The organism is Streptomyces sp. NPDC006393 (assembly GCF_040628575.1).
Classification (GTDB): domain Bacteria; phylum Actinomycetota; class Actinomycetes; order Streptomycetales; family Streptomycetaceae; genus Streptomyces.
Window position 1 is genome coordinate 18,030 of sequence record NZ_JBEXZD010000068.1, and the last position, 24,429, is coordinate 42,458.

General features: G+C 69.9%; 14 protein-coding genes. 7 read left to right on the forward strand and 7 right to left on the reverse strand.

Features of this window, described 5'->3' with window-relative positions; genetic code table 11:
- Positions 1-87: 87 nt before the first annotated feature.
- The 5 genes from ABZ484_RS25065 to ABZ484_RS25085 form a co-directional block, all read right to left on the reverse strand.
- Positions 88-1,149, reverse strand: coding sequence for an ABC transporter permease (locus ABZ484_RS25065; protein WP_358868166.1), 1,062 nt, complete (start codon positions 1,147-1,149; stop codon positions 88-90).
- A complete protein-coding gene (locus ABZ484_RS25070) occupies positions 1,146-2,657 on the reverse strand; it encodes a sugar ABC transporter ATP-binding protein (RefSeq protein ID WP_358868167.1) in 1,512 nt (503 codons plus the stop codon). Before ABZ484_RS25070 ends, ABZ484_RS25065 begins: the two co-directional genes overlap by 4 nt.
- Positions 2,658-3,307: 650 nt before the next feature.
- Positions 3,308-4,585 (reverse strand): Gfo/Idh/MocA family oxidoreductase, encoded by a 1,278-nt coding sequence (locus ABZ484_RS25075; RefSeq protein ID WP_358868168.1) that lies wholly within the window; start codon positions 4,583-4,585, stop codon positions 3,308-3,310.
- 122 nt (positions 4,586-4,707) lie between these two features.
- Complete coding sequence (locus tag ABZ484_RS25080; protein ID WP_358868169.1) at positions 4,708-5,889, reverse strand: ROK family transcriptional regulator; 1,182 nt, start codon at positions 5,887-5,889, stop codon at positions 4,708-4,710.
- A 396-nt stretch (positions 5,890-6,285) separates the two neighbouring features.
- Positions 6,286-8,361, reverse strand: a complete 2,076-nt coding sequence (locus ABZ484_RS25085; protein ID WP_358868180.1) for an Ig-like domain repeat protein — start codon at positions 8,359-8,361, stop codon at positions 6,286-6,288.
- Between the two features lie 858 nt (positions 8,362-9,219).
- Between ABZ484_RS25085 and ABZ484_RS25090 the strand changes: the two genes are divergently transcribed.
- The 3 genes from ABZ484_RS25090 (at position 9,220) to ABZ484_RS25100 (ending at position 15,043) form a co-directional block, all read left to right on the forward strand.
- Positions 9,220-10,242, forward strand: coding sequence for a multicopper oxidase domain-containing protein (locus tag ABZ484_RS25090; RefSeq protein WP_358868170.1), 1,023 nt, complete (start codon positions 9,220-9,222; stop codon positions 10,240-10,242).
- Between the two features lie 216 nt (positions 10,243-10,458).
- Positions 10,459-14,508, forward strand: a complete 4,050-nt coding sequence (locus tag ABZ484_RS25095) for a ThuA domain-containing protein (protein WP_358868171.1) — start codon at positions 10,459-10,461, stop codon at positions 14,506-14,508.
- Between the two features lie 295 nt (positions 14,509-14,803).
- Positions 14,804-15,043, forward strand: a complete 240-nt coding sequence (locus ABZ484_RS25100) for a LuxR C-terminal-related transcriptional regulator (protein ID WP_358868172.1) — start codon at positions 14,804-14,806, stop codon at positions 15,041-15,043.
- Positions 15,044-15,264: 221 nt separating this feature from the next.
- Here ABZ484_RS25100 and ABZ484_RS25105 read toward each other — a convergent pair whose 3' ends face one another.
- On the reverse strand, positions 15,265-16,254 hold the full coding sequence (locus tag ABZ484_RS25105; protein WP_358868173.1) for a sugar phosphate isomerase/epimerase: 990 nt from the start codon (positions 16,252-16,254) through the stop codon (positions 15,265-15,267).
- Positions 16,255-16,720: 466 nt separating this feature from the next.
- On the opposite strand from ABZ484_RS25105, the gene ABZ484_RS25110 reads away from it, so the two are divergent.
- Positions 16,721-19,150, forward strand: coding sequence for a PQQ-dependent sugar dehydrogenase (locus ABZ484_RS25110; protein WP_358868174.1), 2,430 nt, complete (start codon positions 16,721-16,723; stop codon positions 19,148-19,150).
- Positions 19,151-19,284: 134 nt separating this feature from the next.
- Here ABZ484_RS25110 and ABZ484_RS25115 read toward each other — a convergent pair whose 3' ends face one another.
- Entirely contained in the window at positions 19,285-19,890 is a 606-nt protein-coding gene (locus tag ABZ484_RS25115) for a class I SAM-dependent methyltransferase (RefSeq protein ID WP_358868175.1), read from the reverse strand.
- Between the two features lie 249 nt (positions 19,891-20,139).
- Here ABZ484_RS25115 and ABZ484_RS25120 point away from each other — a divergent pair, with 249 nt between their 5' ends.
- The 3 genes from ABZ484_RS25120 (at position 20,140) to ABZ484_RS25130 (ending at position 24,340) form a co-directional block, all read left to right on the forward strand.
- On the forward strand, positions 20,140-21,645 hold the full coding sequence (locus ABZ484_RS25120; RefSeq protein WP_358868176.1) for a S53 family peptidase: 1,506 nt from the start codon (positions 20,140-20,142) through the stop codon (positions 21,643-21,645).
- Between the two features lie 284 nt (positions 21,646-21,929).
- Complete coding sequence (locus ABZ484_RS25125) at positions 21,930-23,564, forward strand: ABC-F family ATP-binding cassette domain-containing protein (protein ID WP_358868177.1); 1,635 nt, start codon at positions 21,930-21,932, stop codon at positions 23,562-23,564.
- 236 nt (positions 23,565-23,800) lie between these two features.
- On the forward strand, positions 23,801-24,340 hold the full coding sequence (locus ABZ484_RS25130; RefSeq protein ID WP_358868178.1) for a manganese efflux pump: 540 nt from the start codon (positions 23,801-23,803) through the stop codon (positions 24,338-24,340).
- Positions 24,341-24,429: the final 89 nt, after the last annotated feature.

Below are 24,429 nucleotides of genomic sequence, written 5' to 3' on the forward strand. Positions count from 1 at the left end.
GCCGTGGTCGATGCGGACGTGCCGCGCGGCTGGGCGGGGGCGGCGCGGTCGGCGGCAGCGGGGACTGGGCCGCCGTCCGCGCCGCTGCTACGGGGTCGCGGTTCGGCGTCCGCGGCGCTGGATCAGCACGGCGGCGACGATGATCAGGCCCTTGGCGATCTGCTGGATGTCGGTGGTGAGGTTGTTCAGCACGAAGATGTTGGTGATCGTGGTGAACACCAGGACGCCCAGGATCGAGCCGATGAGCGAGCCCCGGCCGCCGGTCAGCAGCGTCCCGCCGATGATCACCGCGGCGATCGAGTCCAGTTCGTAGAGGTTGCCGAGGTTGCTGGCGCCGGAGGTGGTCCGCGCGGTCAGCATGACCGCGGCGATGCCGCAGCACAGGCCGGACAGGACGTACAGCACCAGGGTGTGGCGGCGCACGTCGAGGCCGGCGAGGCGCGCGGCCTCCTGGTTGCCGCCGATGGCGAACGTCCGGCGGCCGAAGGTGGTGCGGTTGAGCAGCACCCAGCCGAGGACCACGGCCACCGCCAGGATGTAGACCAGCAGCGGTATGCCGAGCCACTTGGTGGAGGCGATGGAGTTGAACGACTCGACCGTGACCACCTGGGACTGCCGGTCGGAGATCCGCTCGGCCAGTCCGCGGGCGCTCGCCATCATGGCGATCGTGGTGATGAACGCCACGATGCTGCCGTAGGAGATGATCAGGCCGTTGACCAGGCCGACGACCGCGCCCACGGCGAGCGCGCAGAACACCATGCCGCCCAGCCCGTAGGACTGGGTGGCCACGGTGGTGCACCACACGGAGGCGAGCGCCACGATCGCCCCGACGGACAGGTCGATGCCGCCGCCGATGATGACGAAGGTCTGGCCGATCGTGATGACCCCGATGACGGCCGCGCTGCTGAGGATCACCAGGGCGTTCTGCCTGGTCGCGAAGTTGCCCGAGGTCAGTGCGCCGATGACGCACAGCAGCACGAGGACGACGAACAGGCCGAGGTTGCGCACCCTGCCCATGTGTCCGAGGAAGGACGGTCCGCTGCCCTTGCCCGGGGACGAGCCGGTCTTCCGGGCGGATCCGGACGGTGATCCCTGGCCGGTGGCGGGCAGCGGACCGCTCCCGCCGGGGGGACTGGTCTGCTGGCTCACGCGGAGCTCCCTTCCATGACGAGGTCGAGCACTTTCGATTCGTCGAGGTCCACGGCGGGGGCCTCGCGGACCACCCGCCCTTCGCGCAGGACGAGGACGCGGTCGGCGAGGCCGAGGACCTCGGGCACCTCGCTGGAGACGAGGAGCACACCGACTCCCGAGTCGGCGAGCCGCCGGATGAGCGTGTAGAGCTCGGCCCGCGCCCCGACGTCCACGCCACGGGTGGGTTCGTCCAGCAGCAGCACCCGGCAGTCCTTGAGCAGCCATCGGGCGACGACGGCCTTCTGCTGGTTGCCGCCGGACAGGGTGCGCACCGGCCGGGTCGGGTCGGGGGGCCGCAGGTCGAGGCTGCGGACCGCTTCCGTCGTGGCGGCCAGCTCGGAGCGGGCGTCGAGGAACCCGGCGCGGGCGAAGCGCCGCAGCGAGGACATGGACACGTTGTGGGCGATGGAGGAGTGCAGGAACAGCGCCTGGCTCTTGCGTTCCTCCGGGGCGAGCCCGATGCCGGCCCGGACGGCGGCGGTGACGCTGCCGGGCCGCAGCGCGGTCCCGGCCACGCTGATGCGTCCGGAGGCCGGGCGCCGGGCCCCGTAGACCGTCTCGAGGATCTCCGAGCGGCCGGAGCCGACCAGGCCGGCCAGCCCGACGATCTCGCCGGCCCGCACGCTGAAGGACACCTCGTGGAACTCCCCCGGGCGGCTGATGCCCTCGACCTCCAGGAGGGCCGGGCGCTCCGTGCGGTCCGGGCTCTGCGGCCTGGGCGGGAAGACGTACTCGACGGTGCGGCCGGTCATCAGCGAGACCAGCTCGGAGGTGGGGGTGGTGCGCGCGGGCAGCCCCGTGGCGACCGTGCGGCCGTCCTTGAGGACGGTGACGCGGTCCCCGATCCGGCGGATCTCCTCCATGCGGTGCGAGATGTAGACGACGGCCACGCCGGCGGCGGTGAGGTCGCCGATGATGCGGAAGAGGTTGTCGACCTCGTCGTGGGCGAGGACGGCGGAGGGCTCGTCCATGATGATGAGCCTCGTGTCGTGCGAGAGGGCGCGGGCCATGGACACGAGCTGCTTGCCGGCCGAGGACAGCTCGCCCACCTCGCGCGTGACGGGAATCTCCGGGTGCCCGAGCCTGCGCATCAGGTGCCGGGCGGCCTCGTGCATCCGTGAGCGCTGGGTGAAGCCCAGCCGGGCCTGCTCGTGCCCCAGGTAGATGTTCTCCGCGACCGTCAGGCCGTCGGCCAGGTCGAGTTCCTGGTAGATGGTGGCGATCCCGTGGCGCATGGCGGCCGTCGGGGTGGGGAGGGTCACCGGCTCGCCCTCCCAGGTGATGTGTCCCGCGTCGGGCTGGTGGGCGCCGGCGAGGACCTTGATGAGCGTCGACTTGCCGGCGCCGTTCTGGCCCAGCAGGCAGTGCACTTCTCCGGCGGCCACGTCGAGGTCGACGCCGTCGAGGGCCCGGACGCCGGGGAACTCCTTGACGACGCCTTGCATCTCGAGCAGCGGGGCACTCATGGGTCTCCCTGTGATGCGGTCTCCGCCGGCCCGCCCGCGGCGGGTGACGGTTCGTCGACTTGTCGATGCGCCGGGCCGGGCCGGTCCTGGTGCCGGCGGGACCGGCCGGTCGTGGATTCTCGGCGGTTTCTCGGTACGGGCCGTTCCTGGCTCGCGTGGCGAGCTGAGAGGAAGGTAGTTCTCACGGCGTTGTTTGAAAAGGGTTCGGGAACCGTCAGAATCGTTCGTGGCCAGAAGCGGCAACAGGTGTAACACTTTTGGGCATTCGGCTTCGCGGCGCGGTGGAATGACCGGGCCTTCCGTACCGTTCGCCGGTGTGGCGAGACCCCGGGCGCCCTGCCCGTTGCCCCGCCGACCTGGAGGATCCGGGGTTCGATGCGAGCGCGCGTCACAGCCGGACGGCACACGGAACTCCTCACGCCATTGGCGCGCGAACCCGGCATCGAGGCACGTGGATATTTCCGGAGCGCGTGGTCGAATACGCTCCGGATTTCTCCGGCGCCTGCCCCTCACGGGCGTTGGCATCGCCCGTCACATCCCGTCCGATCGGCCGGCGAATGACAGTTGTTCGACCGATCGGATTTCCATCGGGAGTTTCCTTGCAAACCTCCTTTTCGTGAACGGAGTGTGGACATCGGCGGCGACGCCGCTCAGGGCGCGACGGCCACGGGGTCGTCGGTGCCGGACGCCGGCGCGTCGGCGCCGGAGGCCGACGGCGGACCCCCTCGCACCGCTGACTCGTGCGGGACGGGCGTCCATGCGCTGCCGTTCGCCGCGCTGTGCTCCACCGCGGCCAGCACCCGCTGCACCCGAAGCCCGTCGGCGAAGGACGGTTCGGGGTCCCGGCCCTCGTCGATGGCCGACAGCAGGTCGCGCATCTGGTGGACGAACGTGTGGTCGTAGCCGAGTCCGTGACCCGGCGGCCACCATCCGTCGAGATAGGGGTGATCGGGTTCGGTGACCAGGATCCGCCTGAAGCCCGCCGTCTCCGACGCCTCGGTGTGGTCGTGGAAGTCCAGTTCGTTGAGGCGCTCCAGGTCGAAGGCGATGCTGCCGCGATCGCCGTTGACCTCGATGCGCAGGGCGTTCTTCCGTCCGGCGGCGACGCGCGTGGCCTCGAAGGACGCGATGGCGCCGCCGGGGAAGCGGCCGGTGAACAGCGCGGCGTCGTCCACCGTGACGGGCCCGCGTGGGGCCGTCCCGTCGGCGACGGCCGCGAGCCCGGAGGACGCCGCGGGCAGCGGACGTTCGCGGACGAAGGTCTCGGTGAGCGCCGAGACTCCCGTCAGTGGCTCGCCCACGAGGTACTGGGCCAGGTCGACGATGTGGGCCCCGAGGTCGCCCAGCGCGCCGGAGCCGGCGTGCTCGCGTTGCAGCCGCCATACCAGGGGGAACTCCGGATCCACGATCCAGTCCTGGAGATACTGTGCGCGTACGTGCCGCAGGCTGCCGAGTCGGCCGCCCGCGATGAGGCGGCGGGCGAGGGCCAGCGCCGGTGTGCGCCGGTAGCTGAAGCCCACCATGGAGCGCACGCCGCGGCGCGACGCGTCGGCCGCGGCGGCGGCCATCGCCTCCGCCTCCTCGACGGTGTTGGCGAGCGGCTTCTCGCACAGCACGTGCTTTCCGGCCTCCAGCGCCGCGATCGCGATCTCGGCGTGACTGGATCCCGGGGTGCAGATGTCCACCAGCTGGACGTCGGGGCGGGCGATCAGGGCCCGCCAGTCGGTGTCGGTGGCGGCCCAGAGCTGACGCCGGGCAGCCTCTTCCAGTGCCGCTCGCTCGCGTCCGGCGAGGGCGGCCATGACCGGGCGTCTGGGCAGATCGAAGGCACAGGCGACGGTGCGCCAGGCATGCGAGTGGGCGCGGCCCATGAAGGCGTATCCGACCATGCCCACCCCGATCGTGGGCGAGTCGTGCTGACTGTCCATAGGCGCTCCTGAAGGATGCGTGTGGCGCGGGCGACGGACGCGGGAATCACGTCCGTTCACGGGGAACGGACGCGAGCGTCATGCCCGTCCGCGGGGAACGGATTCCGGCCGCGCGGGGCTCGTCAGGCCGGTGAGAAGATGTGGTCGCTGATCAGCCGGGTGGCGCCGACGACGCCGGCGACCTGGCCGAGTTCGCCGAGGACGATCGGCAGGTTGCCGGTCGCCAACGGCAGGGACTGCCGGTAGACCTGGGTGCGGATGCTGGCCAGGAGGGTGTGGCCCAGCCCGGTGAGCCCTCCTCCGATGACCACGAGGCCGGGGTTGAAGAAGCTGACCAGGCCGGCGATGACCTGACCGGTGCGGCTGCCGCCCCGGCGGATCAGTTCGAGGGCCGCGGCGTCACCGGCACCGGCGGCCGCCGAGACGTCCTCCGCGGTCAGCCGTCCGGTCGCCTCGAGCCGTCCGGCCAGTTCCGCCGAGCGGCCACCCTCGGCCAGCGCGGTCGCGTCGCGCACCAGGGCGTTGCCGCCGAAGTGCGCCTCCAGGCAGCCGATGTTGCCGCAGGCGCACGGCGGCCCGTCGGGGTCCACCTGGATGTGGCCGATGTCGCCGGCGCTGCCGGTGACACCGCGGTGGACCTCGCCGCCGACGACGATGCCGCAGCCGATGCCGGTTCCCACCTTGACCCACAGGAAGTCGCGCACGGACCGGGCGACACCGGCCTGCTGCTCGCCGAGGGCCATGAGGTTCACGTCGTTGTCGACGAGGACGGGGCAGCCGAGTTCCTGGCTCAGCGCCTCGCGGACGGGGAAGCCGTCCCAGCCCGGCATGATCGGTGGTGCGACGGGGACGCCCTCGGGGAACCGGACGGGTCCCGGGACGCCGATCCCGGCGCCGTCGAAGTGCTCCGCCACGCCGGCCTCGCGCAGCTTGGCGGCCAGGGCGAGCACCCGCTCGAACACGGCGACCGGTCCCTCCCGCACGTCCAGCGGCTCGGAAAGGTGGCCGAGCACCTCCAGCTCCGCGTTGGTGACCGCGGCGTCCACGGACGTGGCACCGATGTCCACGCCGAGGAATCGCAGCGACGGAGCGATCCGGACGTTGTGCGAGCGGCGGCCGCCACGGGAGGCGGCGAGACCGTCCTGGACGACGAGGCCCGTCTCCAGCAGCCGGTCGATCTCGACCGCGAGCTTGGAACGCGACAGCTCGACCCGGTCACCCAGGGCGACCCGGGACTGCGGGCCGAGGTCGCGCAACAGGCGGAGCAGCGTGGCCTGGTGGACATTGGCCGGTCGAGCCGTCATACGCCTCACGCCGCCCCTCCCGTCGTCGCCGAAGCCGTACGCGCACCCGGCGCTTCGGGGCGCGACTTTCAAAAGGACCGTAGCACCGTGGTGCCGAACACAAAAGAACTTGTGCAGCAGTCCGATGAACTTTCATCTCGCAATGGACAAAGCCGGGTTGAAGTCGCCGCCGCGCAGGTGTGCGACAGGGGCCGCGCCCGGGGCATGGATCGGCCGGACGGGTCCTGACGGTTCCCGACATGACGGGGCCCGACATGACGGGGCCCGACAGGACGGGTCCCGACAGCGGGCAGGCCCGATGGAGTGGAGCCGGCCGGTTCCACTCCATCGGGCCCTGACGGGTGGCGGAGGCCCCGTCTGTCCTCTGTCCTCTATCCTCTGTCCTCCGCCGTCAGCTCACCGCTCGGTAAGGGCGGTGTGCGGCTTGCCGACGTCGCTGCGGCCGGCGGCCTTCTTGATGGCGCCGGCCTCCCGCTGGTCGACGACACCCTCGCGCCGCAGGTCCGCGACGAGTTCCTCGACGGACGAGACGAACGCGCCGTGGCTCGTCCAGGCCGCGTGATCCTCGATCAGCTCGTTGATCGTGCAGCCGTTCGTCGTGACGCGGTTCGGGATGCCCGTGTTGATGGTGCCGACGAACACCGTCGAACGGTCGTCCGTCTCAGGGCAGTCGGTGGGCGGCGTGCTGTCGACGACGGTCAGGGTCAGTGACTTGGCCGCGGAGGTGTTGCCCGCCTTGTCGGTGGCCCGGTACAGGAAGGTATGGCTGCCCGCGCGGTTCACGGCCACCGGCCCGGAGTACGGCAGATAGGGGCCGCCGTCCAGAGAGTACTCGGTCGCTGCCACGCCCGATCCCGAGTCCGTGGCGGTCACCGTCACCGTCGCGCCGCCCACGTAGTTCCCGTCGGCGTCCTTCGTCCCCGAGACGGAGGCGGACACCTCCGGCGGAGCGGTGTCCTGCGGAGGAGCGGCCACCACCGCGAACGACACCGACTGCTCGGCGGAGGTGTTGCCCGCCTTGTCGGTGGCCCGGTACTTCACCGTGTGCTGACCCACGGCGCTCACCTGAACCGGCGCGCTGTACGCGGCGTAAGCCCCGCCGTCCAGCGCGTACTCGATCTTGGCGACCCCCGACTCCGCATCCGAAGCCGTCACCGTCACCGTCGCACTGGAGACGTAGTTCCCCGAGGCGTCCTTCGTCCCCGAGACAGAGGCAGACACCTCCGGCGCCGTCGTGTCCTGCGGCGGAGCAGCCACCACCACGAACGACACCGACTTCACCGCAGACGTATTACCCGCCTTGTCCGACGCCCGATACGCCACGGTGTGCTGACCCACAGCACTCACCTTCACCGGCGCGGTGTAGGCCGCGTAAGCCCCACCGTCCAGCGCGTACTCCACCTTGGCGACCCCCGACTCCGCATCCGAAGCCGTCACCGTCACCGTCGCACTGGAGACGTAGTTCCCCGAGGCGTCCTTCGTCCCCGACACCGACGCCGACGTCTCCGGCGCCGTCGTGTCCTGCGGCGGAGCAGCCACCACCACGAACGACACCGACTTCACCGCCGACGTATTACCCGCCTTGTCCGACGCCCGATACGCCACGGTGTGCTGACCCACAGCACTCACCTTCACCGGCGCGGTGTAGGCCGCGTAAGCCCCACCGTCCAGCGCGTACTCCACCTTGTCCACCCCGGAACCGGAGTCCGAGGCCGACACCGTCACCGTCGCACTGTCGACGTAGTTCCCCGAGGCGTCCTTCGCCCCCGACACCGAAGCCGACGTCTCCGGCGCCGTCGTGTCCTGCGGCGGAGCAGCCACCACCGCGAACGACACCGACTTCACCGCCGACGTATTACCCGCCTTGTCCGACGCCCGATACGCCACGGTGTGCTGACCGACAGCACTCACCTTCACCGGCTCGCTGTACGTGGCATAAGCCCCACCGTCCAGCGCGTACTCGACCTTGTCCACCCCGGAACCGGAGTCCGAGGCCGACACCGTCACCGTCGCACTGTCGACGTAGTTCCCCGAGGCGTCCTTCGTCCCCGACACCGACGCCGAGGTGTCGGGGGCGGTGGTGTCGTCCCCGGGGGCGGCGGTGACGGTCAGTTCGCCCGACATGATGTGGCCCGGCATCGCGCAGTAGTACCGGTAGACGCCGGGAGTCAGGGTGACCTCGGCGGTGTGCCGGCCGCCGCTGGAGTCCGACGGGCTCGCCTGGATGTTGAGGCTGACGTCGGTGTTGTAGTCGGAGTTGGAGGTGTCGAACGTCAGCGTGTGCGGCATTCCCGTCGTGTTGCCGGTCGCCGCGCTGTTCTCGAACACGATCGTCGCCGGTCCGGCCACCGCGGTGGTGGGGGCGGACGTGTACCCCATGTATCCGTCGCCGGCCGTCCAGGTCAGCACCTGGGTCGCCGCCGTGGCGTCGTCGGCGCGGCTCCAGGCCGCGTAGGCGGCCGGGGCGGCCAACGCGAACGCCGTGAGCAGCAGGCCTCCCAACGCCAGGAGCACCGAATGCGTGCCGAACCGGCGGCGTCGCTCGGGTCTGGAAGGAGGCGGATCCGTCTGGGTATGGAGCAGTCTTCTGAACACCGCTGCACCTTTCGCGAATTCGCTTGTCTGCGGTACCGCGCACGGATCCGCGGTCCCGACGGGTGGACGACCGGCCGCCGGGACGACCGCTTCGGGCCCGTCCGGCCGGGTGCCGCGCGGAACCCGGTCCCGCAGCGGCGTTGGCGCTCGGGCCGTCATGCGACCCGCGCTCTGAACTCGACGGCACGATGAGCGAGCTGTGGGTGATCACGGGGGCGTGACGACGGCTGACCGGCCGCGGCCGCACGAGCGAGCGACCGGTGTCCGCTCCGCCCCGTGTCGGAGCGATGACACCGCGAACCCGCGCGCGAGGCTCACCCACCTCTCCGATTGCAGCAACGCTCGGAAGCTACCGGTCTTTTGACGGCCCGCCAAGACCTATGACCGCAATGCAACCAACTTTGACCTGAGTCTGGAAAAACTGCTGAAGCGCCGTTACGGTGAGGCCGTTCCGAGGCGCAGTCCGCCTTGCCGAGCCGAGCCGGCTTCGTCCGTACCGCGCGCATCTGCCCGCCGGACGGCCCCGATCCGGCGAACCGACCCGACGGCTTCTGTGTCGAACCCGACGACTCCTCTGCCGAACAAAACGACTGCTCCGCCGGCCCCGTGGGGGCCCAACGCCCGGCGTACCAACGCGAACCGCCGCGTCCGGATGCCGTGTCACCCGGGACGCCGGCGCACCTCACGTCCACGAATCGCCTTCAGGCATCCAGGCCTGTCGCGGAATGGAGAGCGATGACCGACTCAGGCGCAGGCGCAGGCGCGAGACGCCTCTTGACCCGGCGATCGTTCGCCGCCTCGGCCGTGGCGGCCACCGTCGCCCCGGCGGTGCTGAGCGGCAGCGCCGCCGCGACCTCGGGCAAGGCCGCCACCCCGGCCTCGGACAAGCCCGCCGCCGCGGACAAGGGCGGCGACGTCCGCGATCTGACGCTGTACATGGAGAAGCTGCCGAACGGGGAGATGGGCTACGGCCTTCGCCCCGGCGAGGCGACCATCCCGGGCCCGCTCATCGAGCTGACCGAGGGCGACACCATGAACATCGAGGTGGTCAACAACCTCGACGTCGCCGCCAGTCTGCACGTGCACGGCCTGGACTACGACGTCGCCAGCGACGGCACCAAGATGAACGACAGCGTCGTCCAGCCGGGCGAGCGCAGAACGTACGTCTGGCGCACCCACGCCCCGGGCAGGCGCCACGACGGGACATGGGAGGCCGGAAGCGCCGGCTACTGGCACTACCACGACCACAACGTCGGCACCGAGCACGGCACCGGCGGGATCAAGAAGGGGCTGTACGGCCCCGTGGTGGTGCGACGCAAGGGCGATGCGCTGCCCGACAAGCAGTTCACGGTCGTGTTCAACGACATGACGATCAACAACAGGACCGCTCCCAACACCCCCATGTTCAAGGCCGTCCGCGGTGAGCGGGTGGAGTTCATCGTGATCACCCACGGGGACTTCTTCCACACCTTCCACGTCCACGGCCACCGCTGGGTGGACAACCGCACCGGGATCCTGGAGGGCCCGCAGGACGTCAGCCGGGTGATCGACACCAAGACCACCGGCCCGGCGGACTCCTTCGGGTTCCAGGTGATCGCCGGCGAACGGGTCGGCGCGGGCCACTGGATGTACCACTGTCATGTCCAGAGCCACTCCGACATGGGGATGTCCGGGGTCTTCATGGTGACCGAGGCCGACGGCACGGTCCCCGGCGGCATGCCCTCCATGCCCGGTATGCCCGACATGCCCGGCATGTAGAAGGAACGGCGCATCGAGAAGGAACGGCGCTCATCCCGTCACCCCCTCCCTGAGCCACGCCCGTCCGACCTGACCGGACGGTCCGACGGGCGTGTACCACCCTGCCGCCGCTCGCTCGGCCCTGGGCCCTCGGGTCCAGGGCGACACCGGCCGGGCGGCGGCCCCGGCTCCACACCTGACCACTCTTCCGTTGTCGGATCGAGTCAAGGAGCAAGAATGGGCCGAAGAAACCGGTTCACCCTGTCGCGACTGAGTGGCGCGCCACCGTCGCATCCCGCGCCGTCCCCCCGTCGTACGCCGGCCTGGCGACGCGGGGTCGTTCTGCTGTCCAGCTCCGCGCTGGCACTGGGACTGGCCGCGCTGCCGGCCGTGCAGGCACAGGCACGGCCACAGACCGGCGCGGCCGAGGACCAGAGCACCGCGGCCGACGCCTCGGTGAACGTCCTGGTCTTCCACGGACCGGCCGATCAGCAGGACGACCCCGTCACGGCCGCCGTATCGACGATCAAGGAACTGGGGCAGAAGAACGGCTTCTCCGTGGACGAGTCGGACGACCCGTCCGTCTTCACCGCCGACCGACTGGCCCACTACCGGGGCGTGGTCTTCCTGTCGGCGAAGGGCGTGTCCCTCACCTCCGACGAGGAGTCCGCGTTCCAGGCCTACGTCAAGGGCGGCGGCGGTTTCGTCGGCGTCCACGACGCGGCACGCGCGGAGTCCGGCTCCAGCTGGTTCACGGGCCTGATCGGCACCCGTCCGGCCGCCAGCCTGCCCGCCTCGGAGAAGGTCGCGGACGTCACGGCGAGCGACGACAACCCGCCGAACGAGACCAAGGCCAAGCTGTTCGACGGCAGCAACAGCACCAAGTGGCTGGCCCATCAGAACACCGCGTGGGTGACGGCGAAGATGGACCGCGCGGTCGCGGTGGCCCAGTACGCGCTGACGTCGGCCAACGACTACCCGGGCCGGGATCCCAAGGACTGGACGCTCCAGGGCTCGCAGGACGGGAACGACTGGAAGACGCTGGACACCCAGTCCGGCCAGAGCTTCCCGGACCGCTTCCAGACCAAGCAGTACAAGTTCTCCAACACCACGGCCTACCAGTACTACCGGCTGAACGTCACCGCCAACTCCGGTGAGCCGCTGACGCAGTTGGCCGAGCTGCGGCTGTTCGGCGCCGACCCGGCGCCCGCGCCGGAGACCAAGGTGCAGCGGGCGGTCGTGGACGTCACCGACCGTCAGCACCCGGCGAACAAGGGCCTGCCGCTGAAGTGGACCCGGTCCGACCAGTGGATGAACTGGGACCCGAACCCGAGCGGCAACGTCCAGACGATCGCCCAGGTCGAGGAGAACTCCTACGACGCCGGGCCGGCGGGCAACGGCGCCTTCCACCCGATCTCCTGGTGCCGGGACTACGACGGCGGCCGGTCGTTCTACACCGGCATGGGCCGCACCGAGGACAGCTACACCTCGGACACCAAGTTCCAGAGCCATCTGCTCGGCGCCATCGAGTGGACGACCGGCATGGTCCGCGGCGACTGCCAGGCGACCATCGCGTCGAACTACTCGGTCGAACGGCTCACGGCCAAGAACCAGTCGGGACAGCTCGACCAGATCGGTGAGCCCCACGGTCTGACGATCGCCCCCGACGGCAAGACCTTCTACATCGGCAAGGCGGCCTGCCCGAGCGGACCGATCCCCGACTGGAACGACCCCAAGGTGGGCCTGGGCTGCGGCACGATCCACCAGTGGGACCCCAAGACCAAGAAGGCCAAGCTGCTGACCACGCTCGACGTCATGGGCAACCGCGGCAGCGGCGACGAACTGGTCAAGAACGAGGAAGGTCTGGTCGGTATCACGCTCGACCCCAAGTTCGAGCAGAACGGCTGGATCTACATCTACTGGATGCCGCACGAGTCGGTCGACCGGGACAAGCAGACGGGCCAGCGCACCATCTCGAGGCTGACCTACGACTTCAAGAACCAGTCCATCGACAAGAGCACCCGCAAGGACCTGCTGCACTGGACCGCCCAGATCCACAGCTGCTGCCACACCGGCGGCGGCATGACCTTCGACAACGATGGCAACCTCTACGTGGGCGTCGGTGACGACAACTCCTCGCAGGGGGCCGGGGCGGGCTACTCCGGGAACAACTGGACCAAGGACTACAAGGGCCTGTCCTTCCAGGACGCCCGCCGTACGGCCGGCAACACCAACGACCTCAACGGCAAGATCCTGCGGATCCACCCCGAGGCCGACGGCACGTACACGATCCCCAAGGGCAACCTGTTCACCGGCAAGGAGGAAGGAGGCGGCAAGACCCGTCCCGAGATCTACGTCATGGGTGTCCGCAACATCGCGCGGATCGCCTGGGACAAGACCAACAACTGGCTGACCGCGGCCTGGGTCGGCCCCGACGCGCCGACGCCGGACCCGGAGCTCGGCCCGGCCAAGTACGAGACCGCGACCATCATCACCTCGGCGGGCAACCAGGGCTGGCCGTACTGCATGGGCAACAAGCAGCCCTACCGCGACCGCAGCAACACCGACGCGAGCGTGCTGACCGGCTGGTACGACTGTGACCACCCGAAGAACACCTCGCCCCGCAACACCGGGCTGGTGGACCTCCCGCCGATCCGCAGCAACATGATCTGGTACTCGCCGCAGGGCGGCGGCGTGGACTACCCGAAGCGCAGCGACGGCAGCGGGCTGCCCACGTACGTGCAGAGCGACGAGAAGTACACCGAGCCCTACCTCAAGGGCGGCGGCCAGGCCATCATGGACGGCCCGACCTACCACCGCTCCGAGGTGGACACCGACAGCGGTGTCGCCTGGCCCGCGTACTGGGACAACAAGTGGTTCATCGGTGACGAGTCCAACGCCAACAACCGCGTCGCGGTCACCGTCACCCCGGACAACGTCAAGGACCAGTCCCAGCCGGAATTCGGCGAGGACCTGCGCCGGATCCTCCCCGGCGGCGTCGGGGACAACAAGATCCAGAGCTGGATGGACGCCAAGTTCGGTCCGGACGGCGCGCTCTACATGCTCGACTACGCCGGCGGCTTCTTCAGCCTGGACCCGAACCAGAAGCTGGTCCGCGTCGCCTACCACGGTGGGCCGGCCACGCCGAACCCGAGCGACGCCTCGGGTCGCGCGGTCGCGCAGAGCAAGCCGCGGACGATCCAGTTCTCGGCCGCGAAGGCGGGCGGCGTCTCCTGGGAGTGGGACTTCGGTGACGGCAGCCGGCCGTCGCACGAGGCCAACCCGACACACACCTACGCCGACTACGGCACCTACCACGCCACGCTCAAGGTGACCTACGCCGACGGCGAGCAGTCCACCGGGAAGATCGACGTGACGGCGGGCTGCACGGCGCCCGACGCCCGTTCCACGGTCCGGCTGCTCGACACCGACACCGGTGTGGCCAACCACGAGGTCGGCGGCGGCTGCACGATCAACGACCTGATCGACGACGAGGGCTCCTGGCCCAACCACGGCGCGTTCGTCAGCAACCTCAACGACCTGGTGGACCAGTTCCGCAAGGACGGCGTCATCGACAACCGCGAGGCGGCGACGCTCAGCAAGGAAGGTGCCCAGTCGCCCATCGGCAAGACGCCCGGCTACAAGTCCATCTTCGACGGGTCGGCGAGCAGTCTCGCCGGATGGAGCCAGGCCGGCGCGGGCACGTTCTCGCTGCTGCCGGACGGCACCATGCGCAGCTCCGGCGGCATGGGCATGCTGTGGTACAGCAAGCAGGAGTTCAAGGACTACTCGATCAGGCTGCAGTTCCGGGACGTCGCCCCGGACGGCCACCAGGCCAACAGCGGTGTGTTCGTGAGGTTCCCGGATCCGCGGACTCCGCTGGACCAGCGGCCCGAGGGCTGCAGCACCACGGGATCGGCCCGCACCGCTCCGGAGTGGGTGGCGATCTACTGCGGCAACGAGATCCAGATCTACGACGGCGCCACCGGTGAACCCCAGAAGACCGGCTCCGTCTACAACTTCGATTCACTCGGCCTGGACCAGGCGAAGGTCACCCCGAAGGGCCAGTGGAACGACTACGAGATCCGGGTCGTGGGGCAGCACTACACGATCATCCGCAACGGCGTGATGATCAACGAGTTCGACAACACGCCCGGCAAGTCGTCGTCGCGTGCGGGCGATCCGCCCACGGACCTGCGTCAGTTCCTCAGCGGCTACGTGGGACTGCAGAACCACAGTGACAACGACCTGATCGAGTTCCGCAACATCCGGGTGCGGAACCTGTAGCAGAAAGCGGTCGACGCCGGGCTCGGGGCGCCAGCCCCGGGCCCGGCTCTGCCACGGGTTGAACCGTTCAACGGGCAGAAGTTTTCGTGTAGAGCGGATCAAATGCGGACCCATGCAGCGGCGGCACCCTTGACCCTGCGCACGCGACCGGTTACCCAAGCTACTGAAGTTGCCCGAGTCATCTGAAACGTTTAGAGGCGATGAAAGATCCCGCGGTCGATCACGGTTCTGGCCACCCCGGTGGGGCGGCCTTCCCCGCGTTCCCTGCCGGCCGCGCTCGGCGAAGGAGACGGAAGTGTCCACGCTCAGCTACCCGACAGGCCGGCGAACCCAACCCGACACCGCGTTCCTGCTCAGAGACGAGGTGCGCCTGCTGTCGCTCCTGGCGACCGGTCTGCCGGTCGAGGCCGTCGCCCGGCGGCTCCATGTCTGCCCCCGCACGGTGCGGCGTCGTTGCCGGGGTGTGTGCGACAAGATAGGCGTCGGCAGTGTCATCGAGGCCGTCGCCTGGGCGGCCCGGCGCAGACTGATCTGACCGCGCGCCGAAGCCGGGCGCCTCACCTCGCGCGGCGCACTCCGGCGCGCCCTGCCGCGTCCCCCGAGGGGTTGCGACAGGGCGCGCCGAAGTCAGGCGGGAGCGACGTCCCGGGCGGTGAGGGAACCTTTCTCCGCCGGGCATGAGAAAGCGGCCACCCCGTCACACCGCCCGGCCCGGCAGGAGCGGGGCGGGTGGTGTGACGGGGTGGTGAGGCGAGGTCAGGAGAGCAGGTTCGCGAGCGCGGTGTAGCTGCGCTGCGCGGCACCGAGCGAGCCGGGCGGGTCGGGCTGGGTGCCGGGGGCGTTGTCCTGCTCCCAGATGCCGTGGTGGTTGCCGAACGGGCCGATCGCGTGGATGAAGCGCTGGTAGCGCATGTCACCCGCGCCGAACTCGGTCATGTCGTAGCCGTCGCCGACGTCCGGGTCGGACTTGCCGTCCTTCATGTGGAACATCGTGTAGCGGTAGGGGTGCGCGCGCACATAGGCGGCGGGGTCGAAGCCCGGGTAGCGGAACTGGCCGACGAAGGCCCAGTACACGTCCATCTCCAGGTAGACGTGGGCGGGGTCGGTGTTCTCCAGGAAGACGTCGTAGAGACGCACCTCCGGCTGGTCCTTGCCGAAGGCGAACTCGCCCGAGTGGTTGTGCTGGTAGAGCTTGAGTCCGCGCGCCGTCGCCGCCTCGCCCCAGCGGTTGAAGTCCTCCGAGGCCGCCTGGTACGCGGCGACGGTCGGGGTGTCCGAGGGGGCGTTCGCGGTCCCGATGTTCGGCATGCCGAGGATCTGGGCGTTGTCGAGCTCCTGTTGCAGGTTGCTGCGCAAGGACCCGATCCCGATGTGGCTGCCGATGGCCCGCAGGCCGTTGTCGTCGAGCAGCGTGCGGATCTCCTGGAGCGTGATCTGCCGGCCCAGGATGGAGGTGTTCTGGGTGTACCCGGCGAACTCGACCTCCTTGTAGCCCATCCGCGACAGTTCCTCGAAGACGACGCGGAAGCCGAGGTCGTTGACCTTGTCGCGGACGCTGTAGAGCTGGATGCCGATGGCGTCCTTCGGGATGCTCAGGCTCGCGCCGTGGGGCCCGGCGTCCGGGGCGAGTGTCTGGGCGGCCGCGGGGAGCGCGCCCGCGACGGTCGCCGCGCCGATGGCCACGGTGCCGGCGGCTGCCGCCCGCAGAAAGCCTCTGCGGCCGAAGTCATGGGTGAACTGACCCATCATCACTCCTTACGTGTGGAGCAGGGGTGCGTTGTACGGGGGGCGTTCGTCGACCTGGAAGGCCTGAGGGACGGGCAGTTGACGGAACTGGCGGACGATGAACCCCTGAGACGGCCGATAGTTCACCACGAACCGTCGCCACTTTTCACTGGATAAGCAAAAGATGTGGCCACTTGAGGCAATGAAACGCGGCTACTCGACAGTAGATTCTTGACAGTGCATGACCATGGGTTCACGCTCATGACGCTTCCTCAGGGGGCCGTGGACGCTGTGGGCGCCCGTACAGATCCGGGACATGTGCCCGCTCCACCGGTCGAACGGCACACACCGGCCCCGGCATCCGGCCCCGGCCCGACACCCCCGCGCGACGCGACGGCTCGCGCGATGTTCATCGCAGCGCCACACGAGAGGCAGGCAGTACGTGCGTACACCAGTGAGCCGACTACTCACCGCCACGTTGAGCGCGGTGCTCAGCGTGGGGGTCGCGGTGGCCGGATCGACGTCCGCGCAGGCGCGGACCGAGGCATCGGCCCGTACGGCCGCGGCCGGACCCAGTGCCGCGACATCCGACTTCCAGCAGGTCACTCTCGCCAAGGGACCCGAACAGGTGGGTGAGCCCATGGGGCTCGCCGTGCTGCCCGACGGCAGCGCACTGCACAGCTCCCGCGACGGGACCGTCTACTACACGACCCTCGACGGACTCACCGACGTCGCGGCGAAGCTGTCGGTCTACACCCATGACGAGGACGGGCTGCAGACCATCGTGCTCGACCCGCACTTCGCCAAGAACCACTGGGTCTACGCGTACTACGCCCCCAGACTCGACACCCCCATGACCGACGCCCCGGAGGACGGGACGGCCGCCGACTTCGCGCCCTACAAGGGCTACAACCAGCTGTCCCGGTTCACCTTCACCGACGGCAGGCTGGACCTGTCGAGCGAGAAGAAGATCATGCGGGTCGACACGGACCGAGGGCAGTGCTGCCACGTCGCGGGCGACATGCACTTCGACGGCGACGGCAACCTGCTGCTGAGCACCGGCGACGACTCCAACCCGTTCGAGTCCGACGGCTACGCCCCCATCGACCGGCGCCCGGGCCGCAACCCCGTCTTCGACAACGAGCGCTCCACGGCCAACACCAACGACCTGCGCGGCAAGCTGCTCCGGATCAAGGTGCACGACAACGGCACCTACACGATCCCCAGCGGCAACCTGTTCCCGAAGGGCACCCCCAAGACCCGCCCCGAGATCTACGCGATGGGCTTCCGCAACCCCTTCCGGTTCAACGTCGACCAGAAGACCGGCGTCGTCTACCTGGCCGACTACGGCCCGGACGCCAGCACCGCGAACCCGCAGCGCGGACCGGAGAACACCGTCGAGTTCAACCGGATCACCAAGCCCGGCTTCTTCGGCTGGCCGTACTGCATCGGCGACAACACGCCGTACGTCCAGTACGACTTCGCCACCGGACAGTCCGGGAAGCCCTTCGACTGCGCCCACCCGGTGAACGACGCTCCTTTGAACACCGGTCTGAAGGACCTGCCCCCGGCCCAGCCGGCGTGGATCTGGAACCACTACGCGGGCAACCCGCTGTTCCCCCAGCTCGGCGGCGAGGGCGCGCCCATGGGCGGCCCCGTCTACGACTACGACCCGGGCCTGAAGTCCTCGGTCAAGTTCCCCCAGAGCTATGACGGGAAGTTCTTCGCCTACGAGTTCGGCGCCCACTGGATCAAGCCGATCGCGTCCGACGGCAGCGGGAAGATCCAGTCGATCGACACGCTGACCGACGGCAACGACTGGGCGCGCCTGGTGGAGCCCATCGACACCGAGTTCGGGCCGGACGGCTCGCTGTACGTGCTCGACTACGGCAGCGCGTGGTTCGGCGGCTCCCTGGACGCCGGGCTCTACAAGATCGAGTACTCGCCGGGCAACAAGGCGCCGACCGCCGCGATCACGACGGACACCACCTCGGGCAAGAACCCGCTCACGGTGAAGTTCGACGGCACGGGCTCGACCGACCCCGAGAACGACGCCCTCACCTACGCGTGGGACTTCGACAACGACGGCACGACCGACTCCACGAGTGCCACCCCCTCGTTCACCTACACCGCGAACGGCCAGTACCACGCCAAGCTCACGGTCAGCGACCCGAGCGGCAGGACGGGCGTCGCCGCCGTCCTGGTCACGGTGGGCAACTCCGCTCCGGTGCTGAAGTTCTCCGAGCCCCCGAACGGGCTGACGTTCAAGGACGGGGACCAGGTCGCCTGGAAGATCGACGCGACCGACCCGGACGGCACCCCGGTGGACTGCTCCAAGGTCCAGGTCAGCTACTCGCTCGGTCATGACATGCACTCGCACAACCTCTCGCAGGCCACGGGGTGCAGCGGTACGTTCTCCATGACCACGGCGGGCCACACGGACTCCGACGACTTCTACGGCATCTTCTCCGCGAGCTACACGGACACCTCGCCGACCGCCGGGGTCCCCGACCTGACCGGCACGACGCAGATCATCCTGATGCCCAAGGGCAGGCAGGCGGAGTTCTACCGCACGCAGTCCGGCGTGCAGACGACCTCCGTCGCCGGCGCCCAGGGCGGCGAGGCGGTCACGTCGATCGGCAACGGTGACTGGATCGAGTTCGACCCGTACGACCTCCAGGGCGTGAGCAAGATCGACTTCCGGGCCGCGTCGAGCGGTGCCGGCGGCACGATCGAGGTCCACACCGACGCCCCCGACGGCCCGCTGGCCGGTACGGCGACCGTCGGCGACACCTCCGGCGCCTTCACGACGGTCAGCGCACCGGTGACCGACCCGGGCGGGACGCACAAGCTGTACTTCGTCTTCAAGGGCGGCAGCGACGACCTGTTCAGCCTGGACGCCTTCACCATGAGCTGACGGCGACCGCCTGTCCCCGCCCCGCCGGGCCGTCACCGACGGCCCGGCGGGGCGGGTCCGTGTCCCGCGGACTCCGGCCTGGAACGCGCCCGGCCACCCGGCGGGCGCAGGCGATCAGAGGGCTGCGCCGAACCTCACAACCGGTGCACGCTGACGGCATAGCCGCCGCCGTCGTAAGGGTCGGCGTCCCAGGTGGCGAAGCGGTCGACGAAGGTGAGTCCGGCCGCGGCGCAGCAGTCGTCGTACTCCGGCAGGGTGATGCCGGGCGGCACGGGCAGATGGGCTTCGTCGAGGCCGAAGCCGGCGACCAGCAGACCGCCCGGGCGCAGGACGGTGGCCAGGCGGCCGACCACCACGGCCTCGGTTCCGGCGGCGAGCAGAGGCAGGACGTTGCCCGCGGCGACCACGAGATCGAAGCCCGGCGCGATGCCGAGCGGCTCCGGATCGAACGCGGCCAGATCGGCCTGGAACCAGGGAAGTTGCGGCGCCTGCTTCCGCGCCACGGCCAGCATCGACGCGTCGAGGTCCACCCCGACGCAGTCATAGCCGAGCTCCGCGAGCCGGATCATGACCCGTCCGGTACCGCATCCGGCGTCGAGCACCCGCGCTCCGGCAGGCACCAGCGCGGCGCAGAACCGCGCCTCTCCGTGCACGTCCCGCCCACTACGGGCCAGGGCAGCGAAGCGTGCGGCGTAGTCGTGCCCGGACGTCCCTCCGGTCAGGTCCTCCCAGCGGCTCATGCGGTCGACTATAGGCCGACCGTCTTGCGGTCCGGGGACTCACGCGGGGCGGGAGACCTGTCGGCGCACCCACGAGACCCTGAGCGCGCCGCACCGGTGGAAAGTTTTGATCGTTCTTGGCAGCACGAGCCTATTGGCCCACCAGCCTCCAGGGATAGCCTCGCCCCCGTCCGCGACCCCCTGTGCCATCACCCCCCACCTGTGGGGGCGGACACGCACGTCCCCTTTCGATCTCAAGGGAGGACTCCGATGGCACGCAGCATCAGACGGTGGCTGCTCGCGGGGGTGGGCACCCTCGGCCTCGCGGCAGCGGGCGCCATACCCACAAGCAGCGCCGCCCACCAGGCGACCTATCCGCAAGCGCGGCCGACGGTCGCCGACTACACGCAGTTGACGTCCAGCCAGACCCCGCCGACCCAGGCCCAGTGCGCGTCAGTGGGACGCCGCTGCTTCACTCCCCAGGGCGTCCAGGCGGCCTACAACGTAGGCCCGCTGCACGCGGCCGGAGAGGACGGCCGCGGTCAGACGATCGCCGTCGTCGACGCCTACGGCAGCGACACCATGGCCCACGACCTGCACGTCTTCGACCAGGCATTCGGCATTCAGGCCATGTGCGGTGAAGAGGGCGTCACCTGCGCGCCCGGCATGCCGACCTTCGGCGAGCTGCATCTGCAGGGCTCGCCCGCCACCAAGGCACCCCCGTCCACGAGCAACTCCCCTGGGCAGGAGGACAAGAGCGCGTGGGCACTGGAGGTGGCTCTCGACGTCGAGACCGCCCACGCCATGGCACCCGGCGCCAACATCCTGCTGGTCACCACGCCCACCGCCGAGACCCTCGGGGTGCAGGGCTTCCCGCAGATGATGGCCGCCGAGAGTTACGTCGTCGAGCACCACCTCGCGACCGTCATCTCCCAGTCGTTCGGCTCCGCAGAGGGCGCCTTCCACAACGCCCGGTCGCTGGAGAACCTGCGCTACGCCTACAAGGCGGCGGCACAGAACGGGGTCACCGTTCTCGGCTCGTCGGGTGACGACGGAAGCTCCGGCTCGCTCAAGGCGCCTGTGGGCCAGGGCGGATCGACGCTCGCCGATCCCGCCGTCGAATGGCCCGCGTCCGACCCGCTGGTCACCGGAGTCGGCGGCACGAACCTGTGCACCGACCCGGGTGCCACCAGCGGCAGGGCCGTCGACAGCGTCTCCCCGCCGGGAGCCTGCCAGAAGGCCCCCGGGCAGTCGGAGATCGCCTGGGTCGGCTCCGGCGGCGGCTACAGCAGCGTCTTCGCCAAGCCGGACTACCAGTCGGGAGCGCTGCCGGCCGGCAGCACGTCCCTCGGCGCGATGCGCGGCGTTCCGGACATCTCCCTGCAGGCGAGCCCGTCGACGGGAGCGCTGGTGTACGTGTCCCTCCCGCCCGACGGCCTGAGCGGGCTGAAGTGCGGCAGCACACCGTGCAGCACGGGCTGGTACGACATCGGCGGCACGTCGCTGGCGTGCCCCGAGTGGGCGGGCCTGGTCTCCATCGCCGCCCAGATCAACCACGGTGGGCTCGGACCGATCAACCCGGCCCTGTACAAGCTCGCGTCGGACCCGGCCACCTACGCGGCGGACTTCAACGACGTCACCGTCGGGAACAACACCGCCGACGCCTCGGTCCCGGGCTACTCGGCCACCGCGGGATGGGACCCCGTCACCGGACTGGGCACGCCGAACGCGGCGAAGCTCCTGCCGGACCTCGTCAGCGCCGTCCACGGCAGCTGACCCTCGGGTGCAGCAACCGGGTGTCCCGTCGCCGGCCGGCGACGGGATACCCGGCCGCCGTTTTCCGCGCCCGCGCACTGTTACGCTGTCGGGGACGTAGACCGTGTATCGAGGAGTCGCAGACGTGGTGGGTGACGACGACATCTCCGGGTGAGATCCGGATCTGACGGCCACCGGACGCGCTGAGGAAGCGCCGCCGAAGTGGCCCGTTCGTCGTACCTCTTTTCCCCATGTCTGCCCGGGGCGGAGCTGTCTTCGCCCCCAGCCCTCTCGAGGTCGCTTCCATGTCCGATGCCGCCATCGTCTGCTCCAACCTGTCGTACGCCTGGCCCGACGACACCCCCGTCTTCCACGACCTGTCCTTCACCCTGACCACCGGCAGCACGGGCCTGGTCGCCCCCAACGGCTCCGGCAAGAGCACCCTGCTCAAGCTGATCGCCGGCGAACTGCGGCCCACCACCGGCTCGGTGTCCGTCAGCGGCACGATCGGCTACCTGCCGCAGAGCCTCCCCCTGACCGGTGACCTCACCGTCGCCGAGGTGCTCGGCGTCGCCGCGGTCATCCGCGCACTGGACGCCGTCGAGTCCGGAGACGTGAGCGAGGAGCACTTCACCACCATCGGCGACGACTGGGACATCGAGGAGCGCACCCGCGCCCAGCTCGACCGTCTCGGCCTGGCCGGCCTCGCCCTCGACCGCAGCCTGAACACGCTCAGCGGCGGCCAGGTCGTCTCGCTCGGCCTCGCCGCACAACTGCTCAGGCGCCCCGACGTCCTGCTGCTCGACGAGCCGACCAACAACCTCGACCGGGACGCCCGGCACCAGCTGTACGACGTGCTGGCGGACTTCGACGGCCTCCTGCTGCTGGTCGCCCACGACCGCGCCCTGCTCGACCGCATGGACGGCATCGCCGAGCTCGGCAGCACGCAACTGCGCTTCTACGGCGGTGACTTCACCGCCTACGAGGAGGCCGTGCGCGCCGAGCGGGAAGTCGCCGAGAAGAACGTGCGCAACGCCGAGCAGGAGCTGAAGCGGGAGAAGCGGGAGCTCCAGCAGGCCCGCGAACGCGCCGAGCGCCGCGCGAGCAACGCCGCCCGCAACCTCAAGAGCGCCGGACTGCCGCGCATCTTCGCCGGCAACATGAAGCGCGGCGCGCAGGAGTCCGCGGGCCGGGCCGGGCAGATGCACGCCTCCCGGGTCGGCGAGGCCAAGGCCCGCCTCGACGAGGCCGGGCGCGCGCTGCGCGAGGAGCAACGCATCACCCTGGACCTGCCCGACACCCAGGTGCCCGCCGGACGCAACCTCTTCCTCGGCGAGGGGATGCAGGTCCGGCACGACGGAAGGGACGTCTTCGCCGAGGGCGGCGTCGCCCTCTCCGTGCGCGGGCCCGAGCGCATCGCGCTGACCGGGCCCAACGGCGCCGGCAAGACCACCCTGCTCAAGCTGATCACCGGCGAACTCACCCCGGACAGCGGGGACGTCAAGCGCGGCGACGGGCGCATCGCCCATCTCTCACAGCGCCTGGACCTGCTGGACCTGGACCGTACCGTGGCGGAGAACTTCGCCGCGTTCGCGCCCGAGCGGCCCGAGGCGGAGCGGATGAACGTGCTCGCGCGCTTCCTGTTCCGCGGTCCCCGGGCGCACCTGCCCGTCGGCGTGCTCTCCGGCGGCGAACGGCTGCGTGCCACCCTGGCCTGCGTCCTGTGCGCCGAACCGGCTCCGCAGCTGCTGCTGCTCGACGAGCCGACCAACAACCTCGACCTGGTCAGCGCGGGCCAGCTGGAGAGCGCGCTCAACTCCTACCGGGGCGCGTTCATGGTGGTCAGCCACGACGAGCGGTTCCTCGCCGAGATCGGGGTGAACCGCTGGCTGCGGCTGGCCGACGGAACGCTCGAGGCGACGGGAGACCCCGCGGTGTGAGCCGCCGACGTGTGCGGCGCCACGGTGGAATGTTGAAAAGGGGAAAACGGCGGAGGTGAAATTCTGCGCTTCCTCCGTCAGGATCGTCGGCTCGTCAGGAATTGTTCGTCCGTCGGAAATCGGCTTTCCGGGTTGGGTCCACGGACCACCTGAGATATGATATTGATCATGGCGGGTAGCAGCCGAGAGGAAGTCGTTGCTGCCGGCGCAGGTCGTCATCGGGCAGCGACGTCGCCATGATCTGGGAAATGCTCGTGCTGGGTTTCGTGCTCAGTCTCGACAATTTCCGGGTGTCGATCGCGCTCGGCACCGTCCCATTCGGTCTGAGGCGCGCGGTCCAGGTCGCGCTGACCTTCGGGCTGTGGGACGCGGTCATGCCCCTGATCGGGCTGTTGATCGGTCGCGGGATCGGGGAGTCCATCGGGAGCGTCGCCGATGTGGTGGGCGCGGCCGCGCTCGGCGGGTACGGTCTTTACCTCGTCATCTCGGCTCTTCGCAACCCCGAGCCGGACGAGTTGGACCACCCGTGGGCGCTGTTCGGCATCCCGTTGACGCTGAGCCTGGACAACCTGATCGCCGGGGCGAGCCTGGGGATCCTCGGGCTCTCGCCGTGGTTCTCGGCGGCCGCTTTCGGCGCCATGACGGCGGTGATGTCGCTGATCGGGTTGCGGCTCGGGCGGGCCGCGGCGCGCTTCATCCGGCTCCGCCCGGACCTGTTGAGCGGCGTCACCTTGATCATCGCTGCTGCCGCACTGCCGTTGGTGTTCGGCGGCTAGGGGGTGTCTCGTCGATCAGGGGCGTGCCGTCCTCACCCACGAGGCGGCACAAGGCTCCGCCCGGCCGACGAGCAGCGCCCTGGCGTGGG

Bases quoted from the DNA above. Each gene is read 5' to 3' on its own strand.
- ABZ484_RS25070 (WP_358868167.1), bottom strand. From the start codon at position 2,657: ATGAGTGCCCCGCTGCTCGAGATGCAAGGCGTCGTCAAGGAGTTCCCC.
- ABZ484_RS25075 (WP_358868168.1), bottom strand. From the start codon at position 4,585: ATGGACAGTCAGCACGACTCGCCCACGATCGGGGTGGGCATGGTCGGA.
- ABZ484_RS25080 (WP_358868169.1), bottom strand. From the start codon at position 5,889: ATGACGGCTCGACCGGCCAATGTCCACCAGGCCACGCTGCTCCGCCTG.
- ABZ484_RS25090 (WP_358868170.1), top strand. From the start codon at position 9,220: ATGACCGACTCAGGCGCAGGCGCAGGCGCGAGACGCCTCTTGACCCGG.
- ABZ484_RS25095 (WP_358868171.1), top strand. From the start codon at position 10,459: ATGGGCCGAAGAAACCGGTTCACCCTGTCGCGACTGAGTGGCGCGCCA.
- ABZ484_RS25105 (WP_358868173.1), bottom strand. From the start codon at position 16,254: ATGGGTCAGTTCACCCATGACTTCGGCCGCAGAGGCTTTCTGCGGGCG.
- ABZ484_RS25115 (WP_358868175.1), bottom strand. From the start codon at position 19,890: ATGAGCCGCTGGGAGGACCTGACCGGAGGGACGTCCGGGCACGACTAC.
- ABZ484_RS25120 (WP_358868176.1), top strand. From the start codon at position 20,140: ATGGCACGCAGCATCAGACGGTGGCTGCTCGCGGGGGTGGGCACCCTC.
- ABZ484_RS25125 (WP_358868177.1), top strand. From the start codon at position 21,930: ATGTCCGATGCCGCCATCGTCTGCTCCAACCTGTCGTACGCCTGGCCC.
- ABZ484_RS25130 (WP_358868178.1), top strand. From the start codon at position 23,801: ATGATCTGGGAAATGCTCGTGCTGGGTTTCGTGCTCAGTCTCGACAAT.